Source organism: Paenibacillus rigui (assembly GCF_002234615.1).
GTDB classification, from domain to species: domain Bacteria; phylum Bacillota; class Bacilli; order Paenibacillales; family NBRC-103111; genus Paenibacillus_S; species Paenibacillus_S rigui.
Window position 1 is genome coordinate 94565 of the sequence record NZ_NMQW01000037.1, and the last position, 15987, is coordinate 110551.

The 15987-nt window shown below is 45.7% G+C and carries 15 protein-coding genes; 11 read left to right on the forward strand and 4 right to left on the reverse strand.

Annotation, left to right across the window (positions count from 1 at the left end):
• Window positions 1-13: 13 nt before the first annotated feature.
• The 3 genes from CF651_RS23535 (at window position 14) to CF651_RS23545 (ending at window position 1007) form a co-directional block, all read left to right on the forward strand.
• Entirely contained in the window at window positions 14-238 is a 225-nt protein-coding gene (locus CF651_RS23535; RefSeq protein WP_094017330.1) for a sulfurtransferase TusA family protein, read from the forward strand.
• Window positions 239-306: 68 nt separating this feature from the next.
• Window positions 307-768, forward strand: coding sequence for a rhodanese-like domain-containing protein (locus CF651_RS23540; RefSeq protein ID WP_179232956.1), 462 nt, complete (start codon window positions 307-309; stop codon window positions 766-768).
• Entirely contained in the window at window positions 747-1007 is a 261-nt protein-coding gene (locus CF651_RS23545) for a metal-sensitive transcriptional regulator (protein WP_094017368.1), read from the forward strand. The genes CF651_RS23540 and CF651_RS23545 overlap by 22 nt, the downstream gene beginning before the upstream one ends.
• Window positions 1008-1130: 123 nt before the next feature.
• Here CF651_RS23545 and CF651_RS23550 read toward each other — a convergent pair whose 3' ends face one another.
• The 3 genes from CF651_RS23550 to CF651_RS23560 all read right to left on the reverse strand — a co-directional run bounded on the left by CF651_RS23550 (window position 1131) and on the right by CF651_RS23560 (window position 3813).
• Entirely contained in the window at window positions 1131-2357 is a 1227-nt protein-coding gene (locus tag CF651_RS23550; RefSeq protein ID WP_094017332.1) for an epoxide hydrolase family protein, read from the reverse strand.
• Window positions 2358-2420: 63 nt separating this feature from the next.
• Window positions 2421-2867, reverse strand: a complete 447-nt coding sequence (locus CF651_RS23555) for a MarR family winged helix-turn-helix transcriptional regulator (protein ID WP_094017333.1) — start codon at window positions 2865-2867, stop codon at window positions 2421-2423.
• Window positions 2868-2931: 64 nt separating this feature from the next.
• Window positions 2932-3813: a LysR family transcriptional regulator gene (locus tag CF651_RS23560; protein ID WP_094017334.1), complete on the reverse strand. Its 882-nt coding sequence runs from the start codon at window positions 3811-3813 to the stop codon at window positions 2932-2934.
• A gap of 110 nt (window positions 3814-3923) precedes the next feature.
• On the opposite strand from CF651_RS23560, the gene zwf reads away from it, so the two are divergent.
• From zwf to metE, 6 genes are all read left to right on the forward strand, one after another.
• A complete protein-coding gene (gene zwf / locus CF651_RS23565) occupies window positions 3924-5447 on the forward strand; it encodes a glucose-6-phosphate dehydrogenase (protein WP_094017370.1) in 1524 nt (507 codons plus the stop codon).
• Entirely contained in the window at window positions 5425-7422 is a 1998-nt protein-coding gene (gene tkt / locus CF651_RS23570) for a transketolase (protein ID WP_425436310.1), read from the forward strand. The genes zwf and tkt overlap by 23 nt, the downstream gene beginning before the upstream one ends.
• Window positions 7423-7440: 18 nt before the next feature.
• Window positions 7441-8109: a fructose-6-phosphate aldolase gene (gene fsa, locus CF651_RS23575; RefSeq protein ID WP_094017335.1), complete on the forward strand. Its 669-nt coding sequence runs from the start codon at window positions 7441-7443 to the stop codon at window positions 8107-8109.
• Between the two features lie 61 nt (window positions 8110-8170).
• Window positions 8171-9589, forward strand: a complete 1419-nt coding sequence (gndA, locus tag CF651_RS23580; protein WP_094017336.1) for an NADP-dependent phosphogluconate dehydrogenase — start codon at window positions 8171-8173, stop codon at window positions 9587-9589.
• A gap of 215 nt (window positions 9590-9804) precedes the next feature.
• On the forward strand, window positions 9805-10707 hold the full coding sequence (locus tag CF651_RS23585; protein WP_094017337.1) for a LysR family transcriptional regulator: 903 nt from the start codon (window positions 9805-9807) through the stop codon (window positions 10705-10707).
• Window positions 10708-10940: 233 nt separating this feature from the next.
• Entirely contained in the window at window positions 10941-13229 is a 2289-nt protein-coding gene (gene metE, locus CF651_RS23590; RefSeq protein WP_094017338.1) for a 5-methyltetrahydropteroyltriglutamate--homocysteine S-methyltransferase, read from the forward strand.
• 125 nt (window positions 13230-13354) lie between these two features.
• On the opposite strand, the gene CF651_RS23595 is transcribed toward metE, so the two are convergent.
• On the reverse strand, window positions 13355-13768 hold the full coding sequence (locus CF651_RS23595; protein WP_094017339.1) for a hypothetical protein: 414 nt from the start codon (window positions 13766-13768) through the stop codon (window positions 13355-13357).
• Between the two features lie 453 nt (window positions 13769-14221).
• Here CF651_RS23595 and CF651_RS23600 point away from each other — a divergent pair, with 453 nt between their 5' ends.
• Window positions 14222-14653: a hypothetical protein gene (locus CF651_RS23600; protein WP_094017340.1), complete on the forward strand. Its 432-nt coding sequence runs from the start codon at window positions 14222-14224 to the stop codon at window positions 14651-14653.
• Window positions 14654-14749: 96 nt separating this feature from the next.
• Window positions 14750-15874 carry a hypothetical protein gene (locus tag CF651_RS23605; protein ID WP_094017341.1) on the forward strand — a complete coding sequence of 375 codons (1125 nt, stop codon included), beginning with the start codon at window positions 14750-14752 and terminating at the stop codon, window positions 15872-15874.
• The last annotated feature ends 113 nt before the right edge of the window (window positions 15875-15987 follow it).

Below are 15987 nucleotides of genomic sequence, written 5' to 3' on the forward strand. Positions count from 1 at the left end.
GAGAGATTATGAAATGGCGAATTTAGTTGTGGATGCAAAAGGACTTGCTTGTCCAATGCCGATTGTTAAAGCGAAGAAAGGGATAGATTCTCTGGAACCGGGACAAATTATGGAGCTGCAAACTACAGATAAAGGCTCGATGAAAGATTTTCAGGCATGGGTTAACCAAACCAATCATGAACTTATTGAGTCGAAGGAAGACAACGGGATATTCACCTTTATTGTAAAAAAAGGATAATTACGCTTGAAAGAGGCTACCACGTCATTCTGTGGTAGCTTTTCATTCATTACCTAGGGGGAGATGACTTGTTTAAATACTCTATCATCTTGTTCATCATCGTATATTTCATTCAATGGATCAGACCCGTCAAAGGGCTGAAGACTATAGATGTTACATCGTTGGCTAATCATTTAAAGGATAAATCAGCTGACTTTAAAATACTCGATGTCCGAGATCAGGTTGACTTTTATGCGGGACACATCGAAGGAGCCTTTCATATCTCTCTAGGAAGATTACCTTATGTGAAAAAACGCGAATTTCATTTGGAAGATGAAATCATTATCGTAGCGGATTCGAAGCATAAGAGCAAGAAAGCGGCTAGAGTGATGAAGAAAAATGGTTTTAAACAACTATCCTATCTGGAGAATGGTATGCAAGCATATCAGAAGCTTCACGAATCAGCTAACCACAAAAAATTTCAGGGGGCGGAATCCCCGGATAATCATACAGAAAGGAAGATCCTACAATGCAGTACGATGATGATGTGAAGAAAAGATTAAAGCGGGTAGAAGGTCAAATTCGAGGCGTTCTAAGAATGATGGAAGAAGGGCAGGATTGCAAGGATGTGGTAAGCCAATTATCTGCCGTAAGAAGTGCGGCGGATAAGGCTATTGCCTATATTGTCGCTGTAAATTTAGAACATTGTATTTTAGAAGAAAAAGAAGCTGGCAGAGATACGGGCAAAATGGTCCAGGAAGCGATTGATTTGCTGGTCAAGAGTCGTTAATCCCTGAACAAAACAAAATCGAACAAAAAAATCATTAGCGCCTATTCAAGCTAATGATTTTGTACATAAGTTTCAATTAATGTCGAGAATAAGGTTCAATTGTAAAGAACTACTGCTTGCTATTCATCGGCGTCCACGGAAAGTTCGTCGTAAATCCTCAACCCACTTGTCCGGAATTTCCCAGGGGATGAAGTGTCCGCCATGTTCATGGACCGAGATGTTTACATGGTTATACCATGGGGCACGATCGCTATCGAGAAAATGGTGTACGCGATTTTCCGTCGGGATCCCCGGTGGATTTTCATAACCTACGAAGGTAATACCGGTCGGTGCCTCAATGACTGGCGAACGATGGTGTGAGGGTGTCCATGGGTAACGGTTGGCGTTTGCGTAGCCGCGCATCGAGGTTTCGATGGCATTGTTTACCCAGAAGATTGTTGCATGCGTAAGGATGTCGTCCTTCGAAAAAACATTCTCGACGTTCCCGTGATTGTCGCTCCACTTGACCCATCGTTCCAAAATCCATGCGAGCATGCCTGCCGGCGAGTCGCTCAATCCGTAGGCCAGTGTGCCGGGATCAAGAACGTGAACAGCAAGATGCGATGCAAAGCGACGATCAAATTTAACAATCTCCGCTCGGATAGGCTCGGGGATGTTGTCGGGAATGGGGCGGCCTCCTGCGAAATCCCAAGCGCGATCCCCGTTAAAAAAGCTCAGTTTTTGAGCAGACCCGATATGTATAGCATAGAGCTCGTCATGATATTTGTGTCCCAATTGACCTGTCACGAGAGCGCCTACATCGCATCCCCCTGCTGCATATTTAGTATAACCGAGAATATCCGTCATAAGTGTATGCCAGAGATCGGCAATTTTCCAAAAGTTCATGTCCGGGTTGTTAGGTAGCGGAGCCGAGAACCCGAAGCCGGGAAGTGAAGGAACGATGACGTCAAAGGCTTCAGCGGGATCGCCCCCGAATGCGCCAGGATCTGCGAGTGGATCAATGACCTTGGACCAATGCCAGAATGTCCAAGGCCAACCATGGGACAAGATCAAGGGGATAGGATTGGGCCCCGTACCCGGTTTACGCATAAAGTGCACTGAAACTCCGTCCACATTGACTTTATAATGTTCGTAAGCGTTGATTGCTTTCTCGGCTTTGCGCCAGTCAAACTCATGAATCCAGTAACCGACAAGTTCTTCAAGGTACTTCCGGCTAACACCGTAAAACCAATCATCATTCCCTGCATCGACAGGCCATCGTGTAGATTTCAGACGAGATTGAAGATCGGCAAGTGCCTCATCCGTTACGTGAATGGGGCATGGTTCAAGAGCGAAAGGGGCTGTTGTCATTAGTGTACCTCCCTCAAAATGGATTGAACAAACAACCTGATCATGCCAGGCATGAACTTGAGACTAAGAATCATTTCCCAGTTCGGCCAGATGCTTTAATGCAGGCAATGCGGCTGCGATTGCCTCCTTTTCCTCCAGGGTAAGTCCGTCAATGAAATTCGAGAGCTTCGCTATGCGATCCAGTCGGCGCGAGTCGATAACATGGGTGCCAAGGGCGGTAATATGCACTAGAACCACTCGGCCATCATTCGGGTCTGGCCGGCGCTCGACAAGTCCGTCCCGTTCAAGTCGGGTAACCAGCTGAGTGATGGCCGACTGGGTAATTTGCTCATGGGCTGTCAGCTCAGTCAGCCTCATGGGGCTTTTACGTGTCAATGTGTGCAGGACAGACAGCGTAGTAAAGCTTAATTTTTCAATGGACGGCAGCCGGATGAGTATCCTTGTCAGGTGCTCGAGAGCTAGGGCGAAATCAGCGACATTGAGGTCAGTAGAATGATTTATAGGCTTCATAGCCAAATTATATCACTAATTTATATAAGTTTCTAATGTATTTATGCATATTGAAAGGTTCATTCTATTTGATCCGCTCAATAAACTGATTCGCTGCACGGGAAAGAGGCATGTTGCGCATGATCATGATTCCGACTTGGGAAGGCGGAAGCTGCACATCCAATTGGATTTCGAAAAGAGACCCGTCTTCCAGCTCTTTGGAGACGAATTCCCTGGTCACGTAAGAAATACCGAGTCCTTTTTGCGCGCATTCTATCAGAAGACCGACGCTTCCAACCTCAATCTCAGGCTTCAACTCGTAACCGTAGCCGTGAAACAATTCAGTGATGCCCATGCGTGCCCGGCTGTTGCGTGAGAACAAAATAATAGGATACTCAAGCAGCATTTCGAGCGTAATCACCTTATTTTTAAGATCTGCGTAATGCGCCCCCGCTACAAAGCAATCCTGCAATTGTATTCCCTCTCTCACTTCAAGCTGCGGATCTGTAATTGGCATCCGAACTACACCCAGATCCACACGGCCTTCTTTTAAGTAAGAAATAATCTCTGGCGTCGTTCCATGAATCAAGGAAAGTCCTATACCGGGATACTGCTGATGAAATTCTTCCAGGAAGGGGAGTAAATAATGCTTAAACAGCGATTCGCTTCCACCGATTTTCAGCTCACCGCTATCCAAATTCTTAAGTTCTGTCATTTTCTTCTCGGCAATTGAAATTAAGATGTGGGACTTTTCAATATAGGAGTACAGAACGGCGCCTTCTTGTGTCAAGGCAACGCCTTTGGAATTCCGGTAAAACAAAGTAATGCCCAAGCTTTCTTCCAGCTGCTTAATGGCGTGACTGACGCTTGGCTGGGTCAGATACAAGGCTTTAGCCGCCTGGGATAGGCTTCCAGTTTTGGCTGCCCAATAAAACACTTTGTATAATTCATGATTGACTATAGACACGGTCTATATCTCCTCTAAAATATATTAATTACTTGTATAGCTTTGATTTGTATTATAGTTGAACCAAGAAAAAGAAGCCAGACCGGAAGGAGAGAGAGATGGAGAGAGAGATGGAGACTGTAACTTTTGTTTTGTTTGGTGCGACAGGGGACTTGGCCAAAAGGAAGATTTACCCGGCCCTGTACAATTTGTTCCTTGAGCAAAAGCTGCCCAAATGTTTTCATGTGATTGGTCTTGGAAGAAGAGAACTGTCTGATGAAGTATTTCAAGCCGGTGTTGAGCAATCCGTGACCCAGTTCTCCAGAAGGAAAGCGAATGACCCCGTATCACTGAAAAGCTTCGTCCATGCATTCCGTTATCAAGCGCTGGATATTGGTCGCAAAGAGGATTATACAAAGCTTCTGCAGCGGATTGAGCAGAGAGAGAGAGAACTGAACCTCACACCGAACCGGATGTTTTATTTATCCGTTGGTCCCGAATTTTTTGCAGCCATTGCTACGAATATCAAAGAAAGCGGTCTTGGTTCGGCGGCTGGCTGGAAGCGGCTTTTGATCGAGAAGCCATTTGGCCACGATTTGCAATCTGCCAGGGAATTGAATCGGCAGCTGAGCGAAGCTTTTTCGGAGCAAGAGATTTTTCGAATCGATCACTATCTCGGGAAGCCTATGGTGCAAAAGCTAGGGGCATTGCAGCAAAATAATCCGGTATTGGATGCTTTATGGACGAACCGCTATATTGCCAACGTGCAGATCACGGCCAACGAAACCGTCGGTGTTGAAGAGAGAGCCGGTTATTATGATCGGGCAGGCGCCGTAAGGGACATGTTCCAAAACCATATGCTGCAATTGCTGATGATGGTAGCCATTCACCTTCCAAAGAACAGTACTCCTGAAGAGGTGCGGCTCAAGAAGAAGAAGGTCATGGAAGATCTTGTGCCATTGCATAAACAGGATATAGCAAGCCATGTGATTCGCGGCCAGTACGCAGCAGGGACCATCCAGGGAAAGTCGGTGCCGGGTTATACTTCCGAACCGAATATCTCTGAAGCGTCGTTGAATGATACATTTATTGCTGCAAAACTGCAGATCGATGCGCCTTTTTGGAGAGGGGTTCCTTTCTATATCCGAACAGGAAAAAGATTAAAGGAAAAATCGACTCGTATCGTGGTTGAGTTCAAAGAACCGTTAAAGCAGCAAGCCTCCGCTCAAGAGGAGAAGCCGATGCCGAATCTTCTCGTATTTGAAATGAGCCCTCATGAGGGCATAACATTGCAGCTAAATACTAGAGATCCGCAGCATCAGGGAGCGTTTAAACCGATTCATATCGATTTTCATTCAAATCATCAGGATTTGCCTGAGGCTTATGAAAATTTGCTGTATGACGCTTTGCTGGGTAAACCTACGTTCTTTGCTCATTGGGACGAGGTTGAGTTATCGTGGCAATGGGTTGAACCCATTCTGCAAGCATTTGGCGATCAGCTTGTTCCGCTGCATCCTTATCCGGCCGGCACCTACGGCCCCGCCGAGTCCGACGCGCTATTGGCAAAGGACGGTTATCATTGGTGGTTCGATTCGGAATGCAGTTCGGAAATACAATTAAAAGGAGAACAATATGCCTATCACTCAAACCATTGATCAATTAGCGATTGACACCATTCGGACGTTGTCCATTGACGCAATCAACAGCGCGAATTCAGGCCATCCCGGCCTGCCTATGGGGGCCGCACCGATGGCCTATGCCTTGTGGGGCAAGCTGTTAAACCATAATCCAGGCAACGCCAAATGGTTCAATCGCGACCGTTTTGTCCTTTCTGCAGGCCACGGGTCCGCACTGCTGTACAGCCTGCTGCATTTGTCCGGATATCGAGTGTCGATTGAGGATTTGAAACAGTTCCGCAAGCTGAACAGCTTAACCCCGGGACACCCTGAATTTGGCCACACGGATGGGGTAGAGGCAACGACAGGGCCATTAGGTCAAGGAATTGCGATGGCTGTCGGCATGGCGATGGCGGAAGCGCATCTGGCTTCCAAATTTAATCGGAACGATTTCCCGGTTGTCGACCATTACACGTATGCGCTTGTGGGTGACGGCTGCTTAATGGAAGGCATCTCTTATGAGGCCATGTCGATGGCCGGCCATATGAAGCTGGGTAAGCTTATCGTTTTGTATGATTCCAACGATATTTCTTTGGATGGCAGCTTGAATCTTTCGTTTGGGGAAAACATACAAAAGAGGGCGGAATCGGCCCATTGGGAATATTTGCGGGTGGAGGACGGTAACGACATTTCGCAAATCGTGAAAGCGATCGAAGCGGCAAAGCATAATACCGAGCAGCCGACCCTGATCGAAATACGGACGATTATCGGCTATGGAAGCAAGGTGGCGGGAACGAACAAGGCACATGGTAATCCGCTCGGGAAGGAAGAAGCGAAGGCGACGAAAGAAGCTTACGGCTGGAATTACGAGGACGAGTTTACCGTGCCGGAAGCAGTGAAAGCACACTTTGAACAGCTTAAACAGAAGGGCAAGGCCAAGGAAGAGGAATGGAACCAATTAATGGCTGCTTATGCTGCCCAACATCCTGAGCTTGGCAAGGAGCTGGCTCAAGTGGTTGACGGCTCCGTGACGATTGAGGCCGCCGATATCCTTACCTTTGATCCATCCAAGTCGGTGTCTACCCGTGTAGCCAGCGGTCAGGCGATTAATCATTTCATTCAAACAGTACCTTCCATCTTCGGAGGCAGCGCAGACTTGTCCCATTCGACGATGACGAACATCGGCGGCGATGACGTGTTCGCAGTTGGTTCCTATTCGGGACGCAACGTATACTTTGGTGTCCGTGAGCATGCGATGGGTGCGGCCGGAAACGGTATGGCACTGCATGGCGGCGTGAAGCCGTTCGTCAGCACCTTCTTCGTATTCAGCGACTACTTGCGTCCGGCCATTCGTCTAGCCGCATTGCAAAAGCTGCCTGTGATCTATGTGTTCACACACGACTCTATTGCCGTCGGGGAAGACGGACCGACTCATGAGCCGGTAGAGCATCTTGCTGCGCTTCGCACCATCCCGGGACTGACCGTCATCCGTCCAACCGACGCGAACGAAACGGCAAACGCTTGGGCGTATGCCTTGCAGCAAAAGCAGGGGCCTGTGGCACTTGTGCTTAGCCGCCAAAACCTGCCTGTATTCGAGGAAACCAAGGGACAGGTTGAAGGGGTTAGCAAGGGGGCTTATATCCTGACAGAAACAAATCAGCAACCGGATGTTATTCTGATCGCGACCGGCTCTGAGGTATCTCTTGCCGTTGGGGCCAAAGAGGAACTGGAGAAGGACAGCATCTCCGTACGTGTCGTTGCTATGCCGAGCCGCGAGCTGTTCGACGGCCAATCCGAGGCGTACAAAGAAACCATTTTACCGAGATCAGTCACGAAGCGTTTAGCCATTGAAGCCGGTATTTCGTTAGGCTGGGATCGGTACACCGGTCCAGACGGCATAGTGTTGTCCATCGATACGTTCGGTGCTTCAGGTCCGGGCAATGAGGTTATGGAATATTTCGGATTTTCCGTCAACAATGTAGTTCAATTAACGAAAAAACTAATGAGCAAATAAAAATTGGAGGAATGAACAATGAAATTTTTTATCGATACTGCGAACCTTGTGGATATTAAGAAAGCGTACAAAGTCGGCATTTTGTCTGGGGTTACGACCAATCCTTCCCTTGTTGCCAAAGAAGGCGTCAAGTTCGAAGACCGGATTGCTGAAATTTTGCAGGCTGTCCCTGAAGTTGAATCCGTATCGGCTGAGGTAACTCCTGATGCCTTAACTGCAGAAGAGATGATTGCGCAGGCCGATGAGCTGATCAAGATTAACGGTTGGGATAAGAATATTACGATTAAGCTCCCAATGACTTTGGATGGTCTTGAAGCATGCCGTTATTTGACGAAAAAAGGCGTTAAAACGAACGTGACGTTGATCTTTACCGTGAACCAGGCCTTGCTTGCGGCACGTGCAGGGGCAACTTATGTATCACCATTCCTTGGACGCCTGGACGATATTTCCGAAGACGGCGTTCTGCTTGTGACGAAAATTGCCGAATTGTTCCGTATTCATAACCTGGATGCACAAATTATCGCCGCATCCGTACGTCATCCGGATCACGTGACACGTGTAGCGATGGCAGGAGCACATATTGCTACTGTGCCGTTTCAGGTAATTGAACAATTGGCGAAGCATCCATTGACCGATCAAGGGATGGAGAAATTCGCCGCGGATTGGAAGAAGTCGGTACAACAATAAGTCCATTTTTTTACTTTGATCGTTTTTGAAATAGCATCATGTATTGTTTGGAGGTATTAGCATGCAGAAGCAGCAAATAGGCGTAGTGGGATTAGCCGTGATGGGTAAAAACCTTGCATTGAATATGGAGAGTAAAGGCTTCTCCGTGTCAATCTACAATCGTTCATCTGAAAAAACGAATGAGCTTTTGGCTGAAGCACAAGGTAAAAATTTCGTAGGTACGTTCACTGTCGAGGAATTTGTTCAGTCCTTGGAAACACCTCGCAAAATATTAATTATGGTTAAAGCCGGGCAGCCGACCGACGATACCATTAATCAGCTTGTGCCTTACCTGAGCCAAGGGGATATTCTCATAGACGGTGGAAATGCTTATTTCCCTGATACGCAAAGAAGAAATAAAGAACTGCAAGCCAAAGGCTTCCGTTTTATCGGCGCCGGCGTGTCGGGCGGGGAAGAGGGCGCGTTACACGGGCCTGCGATTATGCCGGGCGGACAAAGGGATGCATATGAGCTCGTGGAGCCTATCTTGACAGCGATCTCCGCTAAGGTGAATGGCGATCCTTGCTCGACCTACATTGGAGAAGACGGTGCAGGTCATTACGTCAAAATGGTTCATAATGGAATCGAATACGGCGATATGCAGCTCATCGGAGAAGCGTACCACTTGTTGAAGGAGGTACTGAATTTAAGCACGGGTCAATTACATGAGATTTTCACGGAATGGAATCATGGTGAGCTGGACAGCTATTTGATTGAAATTACAGCGGACATCTTCTCGAAAATAGACCCGGATACGGGGAAACCGATGGTCGATGTCATTCTGGATTCGGCTGGACAAAAAGGAACGGGAAAATGGACGAGTCAGAGTGCTTTGGATCTAGGCGTTCCGTTGTCCATCATTACGGAATCCGTGTTTGCGCGGTTTATATCCGCCATGAAAGAAGAACGCATTGCGGCAAGCAAGCGTCTTAACGGTCCTGCAGTTTCCAGCTATGACGGGGATCCGCAGCACTTTATCGAAGCGGTTCGTCAAGCTTTGTTTGCAAGTAAAATAGCCTCCTACGCGCAAGGCTTTGCCCAAATGAGAGCCGCTTCAGACGAGTACAAGTGGAATTTGAATTACGGCGGTATTTCCATGATTTTCCGCGGGGGCTGCATTATCCGTGCGCGTTTTTTACAAAATATTAAAGATGCCTACGATCGTGACCCGGATTTGAAAAATTTGTTCTTGGACGAATATTTCAAGAAGATCGTTGAAGACTACCAGACAGCCTGGAGACAAGTCATATCCATTGCTGTGACCAGAGGAATTCCGGTTCCTGCTTTTTCTTCGGCATTGGCATATTATGACAGCTATCGCTCAGCACGTCTTCCGGCCAATTTGCTGCAAGCCCAAAGGGATTATTTTGGAGCCCATACTTTCGAGCGTCTGGATCAGAAGGGAAGCTTTCATTATCAATGGATGGGAACGAAAGAATAAGGCTGAGCTCCTGCATTGATCATTGACGTTGGGGAGCACACATCAACTTTACTTAACGGATCAAGCTTGGTTGCCATCAGGTGACACAAGCTTGATCCGTTTATTGTTTTGCGACAATTGCAAATCAATCCATTTTGTGTATCATTAGGCATGATCTATGTTCAAATTACAGGTTCAGGAAGATAGGGAAGTGTTAGGACAAAGGAGGGGTTGACATGACTTTACAGCAATTAAAGTATGTCATCGAGGTCGCTAATTGTGGTTCTATCAATGAAGCGGCCAAAAAGCTGTTTATTACTCAACCTAGTCTTTCCAATGCAATCAGAGATTTGGAAGAAAAAATGCAGCTTTCGATATTCGATAGGTCAAATAAAGGCATAACACTTTCCAAAGCGGGTGTAGAGTTTCTTAGCTATGCACGACAAGTTGTTGAGCAGGCGGAACTGCTGGAAAGCCGGTACCTTAACGCCAAGCCTTCACCGCAGCATTTTTCAGTATCCACGCAGCATTATGCCTTTGCGGTGAATGCCTTTGTCAGTCTGGTACAAGAGTATGGACAGGATGAATATGAGATGGCTTTACGTGAGACGAAGACATACGAAATTATTGAAGACGTCAAAAACATGCGAAGCGAAATAGGCATTTTATATTTGAATGAGTTTAATGAAAAAGTGATCAACAAAATGCTCAAGGCGGCAAATCTACAATTTACCAGTTTATTTACAGCGAAGCCGCATATTTTTATTAGTATCAACAACCCTTTGGCTAATCATTCCAGTGTGACCATCGAGCAGCTGCAGCAGTATCCTTACTTATCGTTTGATCAGGGGGAATATAATTCATTTCATTTTTCGGAAGAAATATTAAGTACATTGTCTCATCATAAAAGTATTCGTGTGAATGACCGGGCTACATTGTTTAATCTGTTAATCGGGTTGAACGGGTATACGATTTCAACAGGTGTATTAAGCGCAGATTTGAATGGCAACGAAATCATTCCTGTGCCTTTGGAGTGTGAGGAATCGATTCATGTCGGGTGGATTTCTCTGAAAAATACGGTGTTAACCAAGCTGGGGGCAGCTTATGTTGAAGCCCTGAAAAAAGCAATTGAAACATAAGCAATTTTTAAAGTTATATCATTTTAAACCAAATGGTGACGATCTCTCGGAAATATTATGGGAATCGTCACCTTTTTTTGCAGCCAGCGCTTGAGGCCTATTCTCCGCTTTAATTACACGATGCCCAAGCAGTTATAGCTACAAACTATGACTGGATATAATTATATCGAAGTACATGTAATAAGTGATTCTATGTTAACTTTTGTGTAACAAAAAGTAGAGGAGTTAACATGATGGCAAAAAGCAGTGTATTGGGATATCCGCGTATTGGTGTGGATAGAGAATGGAAAAAGGTATTGGAAGCGTACTGGGCAGGAAAGCTTGATGAAGCTCAGCTTGAAAGTCAATTGCAAGAAATCCGCCTGAATCATTTACGCAAACAGCAGCAGAAAGGAATTGACTATATTCCTGTCAATGATTTCAGTTATTATGACCATATTCTCGATACATCCGCCATGTTCGGCATCATCCCGCAGAGATTTGCTTATAAGGGCGGTATTGTGCCATTGTCCGTATATTACGGAGTTGCGCGAGGAACGAAGGATGCAGCGGCCAGCGAGATGACCAAGTGGTTTAACACCAATTATCATTATATCGTTCCTGAATTGAACGGTGCAGTCCCGGTGCTCACCGAAAACAAACCTCTTAAGGCATATCGTGAAGCGAAGGAAAAACTCGGGATCGAAGGAAAGCCTGTGTTGGTAGGTCCTCTAACCTTCCTGAAGCTGTCCAAAGGGTTCAATAAGTCGGAGGCGGAGGCCTGGCTGAACCGTCTGCTTCCGCTGTATGCACAAATTGTACAAGAGCTTGAACAAGAAGGCGTTCAATGGGTTCAGATTGATGAGCCGATTCTGGTAACTCAATTAAGTGAAGCGGACATCCACAATCTGAAGAGAATCTACGAAACATTGGCCGCGGCGGCACCGACCTTGAACATCATGCTGCAAACCTATTTTGAATCAGTTGAGTATTATAATGATGTTATTGCGCTGCCGGTTAAAGGGATTGGCCTGGATTTCGTGCACGGATATTCCGGCAATCTTCAAGCCATCCGGACGCTTGGTTTTCCTTCGGACAAAATTTTGGGGGCAGGCGTTATTGATGGCCGTGGCATTTGGCGAGCATCGCTTCAGAGCAAACTAGATGTATTGGAAGAACTGGCTGAGCTCGTTACTTCGGAAAGAATTATGGTTCAATCTTCTTGCAGCCTGCTTCACGTACCCGTAACGACAGAACACGAGACGAAGCTTACAGCTGAATTGAAGCATGCACTCGCATTCGCAGATCAGAAGCTCGATGAGATTATCATTTTAACCAAAGGATTGTCTTTAAACCAAGCTGTGATTCAAGACGAGCTGGCCCAAAGCGAGCGGGTAATTCATGACCTGCAGCAATCTGGGGAGCGCAACCGGATAAGCATCCAGAAGGCCGTTGAAGAGCTCCGTGAAAAAGAACCGGAACGATCGCAGCCTTTTGCCGAGCGTTATTCAGCTCAGCAAGCCAAATGGCAGCTGCCATTGTTCCCGACAACAACGATCGGCAGCTTCCCGCAATCTGCAGAGGTTCGCAAAGCACGTCAACTGTGGAGAAAAGGAGAATGGACTCACGAGCAGTATACGGAATTTATCCGGAAGCAAATGGATATCTGGATCAAGATCCAGGAAGATATCGGCTTGGATGTGCTTGTGCATGGAGAGTTTGAACGTACCGATATGGTTGAATTTTTTGGCGAGAAGCTTGCAGGCTTTGCATTTACCCAAAACGGATGGGTGCAATCGTACGGTTCCCGCTGCGTCAAACCTCCGGTCATTTTCGGAGATGTAGCGTTCATGGGTGAAATGACGGTCGAAGAAACGAAATATGCCCAGTCGCAAACGAATCGGCCGGTGAAAGGAATGCTGACCGGACCGATCACCATTATGAACTGGTCCTTCGTCCGTGAAGATATCCCGCGGAAGCATATTGCCTATCAATTAGCTTATGCGCTCAGACAAGAAGTGGAGGCGCTGGAGCAGGCAGGGATCGGCATGATTCAGGTCGACGAGCCTGCGGTCCGCGAAGGGTTGCCGCTCAAAGAAATCGGGCAGGCCGAATATCTTGCATGTGCGGTCAAAGCTTTTCGTATCGCCACTTGCACCGTACAGGCAACCACGCAAATTCATACGCATATGTGCTATTGTGAATTCCATGATATGATTGATTCGATCAAAGCGATGGATGCCGATGTTATTTCCATTGAGACTTCCCGAAGCCATGGCGAGCTCATTCACAGCTTTGAATTAAACACCTATGAACTGGGTATTGGACTAGGCGTATACGACATTCACAGTCCTCGTATTCCTGGAGTCGATGAAATGACCCGTATGATTGAGCGTGCGCTGCGTGTATTGGATGCGAAGCTGTTCTGGATTAATCCGGATTGCGGACTTAAGACCCGCGGGCTTGATGAGACGATTACCTCCTTGCGCAACATGGTAGAGGCAACCCAAATTATCCGCGGCAAATATTCAGCAGCAGTGTAGAGTTGATTAGCTTTTCATCAAAGGAATAAAATCGAAGGAGACCGCCTAAACGGTCTCCTTCCTTGATTCTGTCTTCAATTTACTGTAACGGATGTTGTACATATTGTCTGCTTTCTTGAATCCTATTATCCGGCAACAACAGATCCGCCGAAGAATGAACCTTGAACGGTGCCGCCTGTTCCTCCAGTCAGTTGAATTGTTAGAGTATAACGAATCTGACCGGTTAAAACATTTGCAGCTGGTGGGAAATCTGTAACCGTATAAGAAGGCGGATTAACATTTGCCAGATTCGTTCCTGCATAATCTGCAGTGAAAAGTGGAGTGCCTTCTCTAGCAATTTGAACTCGGTAGGTTCCTGCAGTTAAACCTGTAAGAATTATCATTGCATTGAGCTCGACTCGAACATTGCCTACATTTTGAGCTAAGACTCCAACTGTTTGTAAGCCAATATCTCCAATTAATACAGGTGTTGCAAGAATCGGTACGGTTGCACCTTGGGAGATCACTGAAATTCGCTGATCCAGAAATTGTGTTGGCATTATTTTTCACCTCCAGGTTCGTGATACTATAAACTATGAATATATTAAAAATTTGACAGTGCTTTCTAGTAAAATAAGCATAAATCTACTAAATTCATTAAGTGAAAAAACGAAGAACAGCTATCCTAGGAAGCTGTTCTTCGTTTATGGTCTTTCGATTGAATTATTGATTGAGTATATCGCATGCTATGTGCAGTTATTATTTTTTGGCCTTTCACAGGTGGACTGCTGGATCGTTTCGGCAGGTGTCCTTTTATAGGGGCTGCAGCTCTTCGTCTTGTCGATGCATATGTATGATCGGGTGGGTGGAATCCTAGTTTTGATAGGCCGATGTTCGTTTCTTGATTTGCCATTTATAAACATAACGAAAAAGGGGATAGATCGTTGGTGGGAAAGCCACAATAGGCTTTGTGTTCATCGAACAACACATATTCCAAGGAGGCGTGACTTATAATGAATACTAAAAAAGAGGCTGTAACTCAAGAACAAATCGCAGATAAGGTAAAAGCCGAAGTAGCGAGTGAGTTAACACCGTTGGAAAATCAGCTGAACCAAATCCAAAAAATTTTAACTCAAGTTCAAAATCCAACGCAAAGCACCGCTTCCACTGGTTCTACTCAAAACCAGCAACAGCTGGGCCAGCTTGTGAATCAAATGAACCAATTTAACCAACAAGTTCAAAATCAGCAAAAACAAGCTATTCAGCAGCTTCAACAATCGATTCAACAAGCCAGCCAAACCCTGAACCAAGCGAATCAAACTGTTCAATCCTTTCAAATGCTTAGCCAAATGCAGCAGCTAATTCAACAATCCCAGCAATCCGCAAATCAAATCAACCAACAAAGCTCTAACCAAAGCAATATGGGTATAAATCAAACTCATTAAATATTTCTTTCATTCTATTTTGCGGGTTACGTTTTAAACGTAACCCTTATTTACCAGTAAATGGTTCTGGAAAATGTCAGAAGATGAAAGGGAACGATGGGTATGCTGATTACAGCTCTGGTCTTAATACTGATTATCATTGGCATAGGTATTGCTGCCTGGAAAAACTTCCCTAAAAGCAACGAAATGTCTTTTGAAAAGAAGGATCGTCCAAATTGGGATCATCCCCATAAATTAAAGGAAGCTATTAACATTGAAGCTGCTCAAGAGCTTCATCCATTTGAAGAAACCTACAAAAATAATGTTGTCAAAAAAACGGAACCGACCTCAATAAAAAATCATCTTCATATCGTTGACCATAAGGTCGAAAAACCGCAGCTTACTGGAATTCATAAAGTAGAGGATAACGCCAAAAATTCGGTACACTACGTTAAACATAAGGCAGAAGAAAAAGCAAAACAAACAGTACATCCCATAACACAACCTAAGGTAAAAGAGAATGCTAAAACCCCGTTACAGGCTGTAAAGACAAAGGAGAAGGCCAAACCCCCAGTACAGACTGTAACACATAAGGCAGAAGAGAAGACGAAAACCCCGATACAGACCGCAGCACACAAGGTAGAGGAGAAAGTCAAAGCCCCAATACAGACCGTAACGCGGAAGGCAGAAGAGAAGGTCAAAGCCCCGGTACACACTGTAGCAGACGTAGAAGAGAAATCCAAAGCGCCTGTACAGGCTGTAACGCATAAGGCAGAGGAGAAATCCAAAGCCCCGATACAGACCGTAACGCATAAGGAAGAAGAGAAGACTAAGGTCGCGGTTCAGGCTGCTGCACACAAGGCAGAGGAGAAGACGAAAACTTCTGTTTCGCCGGTAACGCAAAAAGTAACTGATAAAGCTCAACCTTCAGGACCAAATGTAGCGCCTAACGTACAAGACAAAGCAAGAGGTTCAGTAGTACCCGCATCATCCTCCTATATTGAAGATCATCGTATCCCTGTTACAGCTTTAACAGCATCGATTCCCTTATCATTGGAAAAACAATTAGATAATATTGAATTAACGGAGTATAAGCTTCAATTCGATGTTTACAACGAGCTTGTAATGCAGCTGCAAGAGGCTTCCGATACCTTGGTGCAAATGGATGAACAAATCAAATTAATAGGATTAATGAATGATATAGAGGATGAAATAATAAAGATCAATTCCTCTTCGCATTAGCCGCCGCGGGAATTGAAATCAAGACATTAACGGCCCTGATCGCATTGTAAATGCGGAAGGGTCGTTCTTTATTTTTAAACGAAAGACGACATTTCCATAACCAAAATAAGCCA

What these genes read in the sequence shown, in the direction of transcription:
- CF651_RS23535 (WP_094017330.1), top strand. Translation starts at nt 14, where the DNA reads ATGGCGAATTTAGTTGTGGATGCAAAAGGACTTGCTTGTCCAATGCCG.
- CF651_RS23545 (WP_094017368.1), top strand. Translation starts at nt 747, where the DNA reads ATGCAGTACGATGATGATGTGAAGAAAAGATTAAAGCGGGTAGAAGGT.
- CF651_RS23550 (WP_094017332.1), bottom strand. Translation starts at nt 2,357, where the DNA reads ATGACAACAGCCCCTTTCGCTCTTGAACCATGCCCCATTCACGTAACG.
- CF651_RS23555 (WP_094017333.1), bottom strand. Translation starts at nt 2,867, where the DNA reads ATGAAGCCTATAAATCATTCTACTGACCTCAATGTCGCTGATTTCGCC.
- zwf (WP_094017370.1), top strand. Translation starts at nt 3,924, where the DNA reads ATGGAGACTGTAACTTTTGTTTTGTTTGGTGCGACAGGGGACTTGGCC.
- tkt (WP_425436310.1), top strand. Translation starts at nt 5,425, where the DNA reads ATGCCTATCACTCAAACCATTGATCAATTAGCGATTGACACCATTCGG.
- fsa (WP_094017335.1), top strand. Translation starts at nt 7,441, where the DNA reads ATGAAATTTTTTATCGATACTGCGAACCTTGTGGATATTAAGAAAGCG.
- gndA (WP_094017336.1), top strand. Translation starts at nt 8,171, where the DNA reads ATGCAGAAGCAGCAAATAGGCGTAGTGGGATTAGCCGTGATGGGTAAA.
- CF651_RS23585 (WP_094017337.1), top strand. Translation starts at nt 9,805, where the DNA reads ATGACTTTACAGCAATTAAAGTATGTCATCGAGGTCGCTAATTGTGGT.
- metE (WP_094017338.1), top strand. Translation starts at nt 10,941, where the DNA reads ATGGCAAAAAGCAGTGTATTGGGATATCCGCGTATTGGTGTGGATAGA.
- CF651_RS23595 (WP_094017339.1), bottom strand. Translation starts at nt 13,768, where the DNA reads ATGCCAACACAATTTCTGGATCAGCGAATTTCAGTGATCTCCCAAGGT.
- CF651_RS23600 (WP_094017340.1), top strand. Translation starts at nt 14,222, where the DNA reads ATGAATACTAAAAAAGAGGCTGTAACTCAAGAACAAATCGCAGATAAG.
- CF651_RS23605 (WP_094017341.1), top strand. Translation starts at nt 14,750, where the DNA reads ATGGGTATGCTGATTACAGCTCTGGTCTTAATACTGATTATCATTGGC.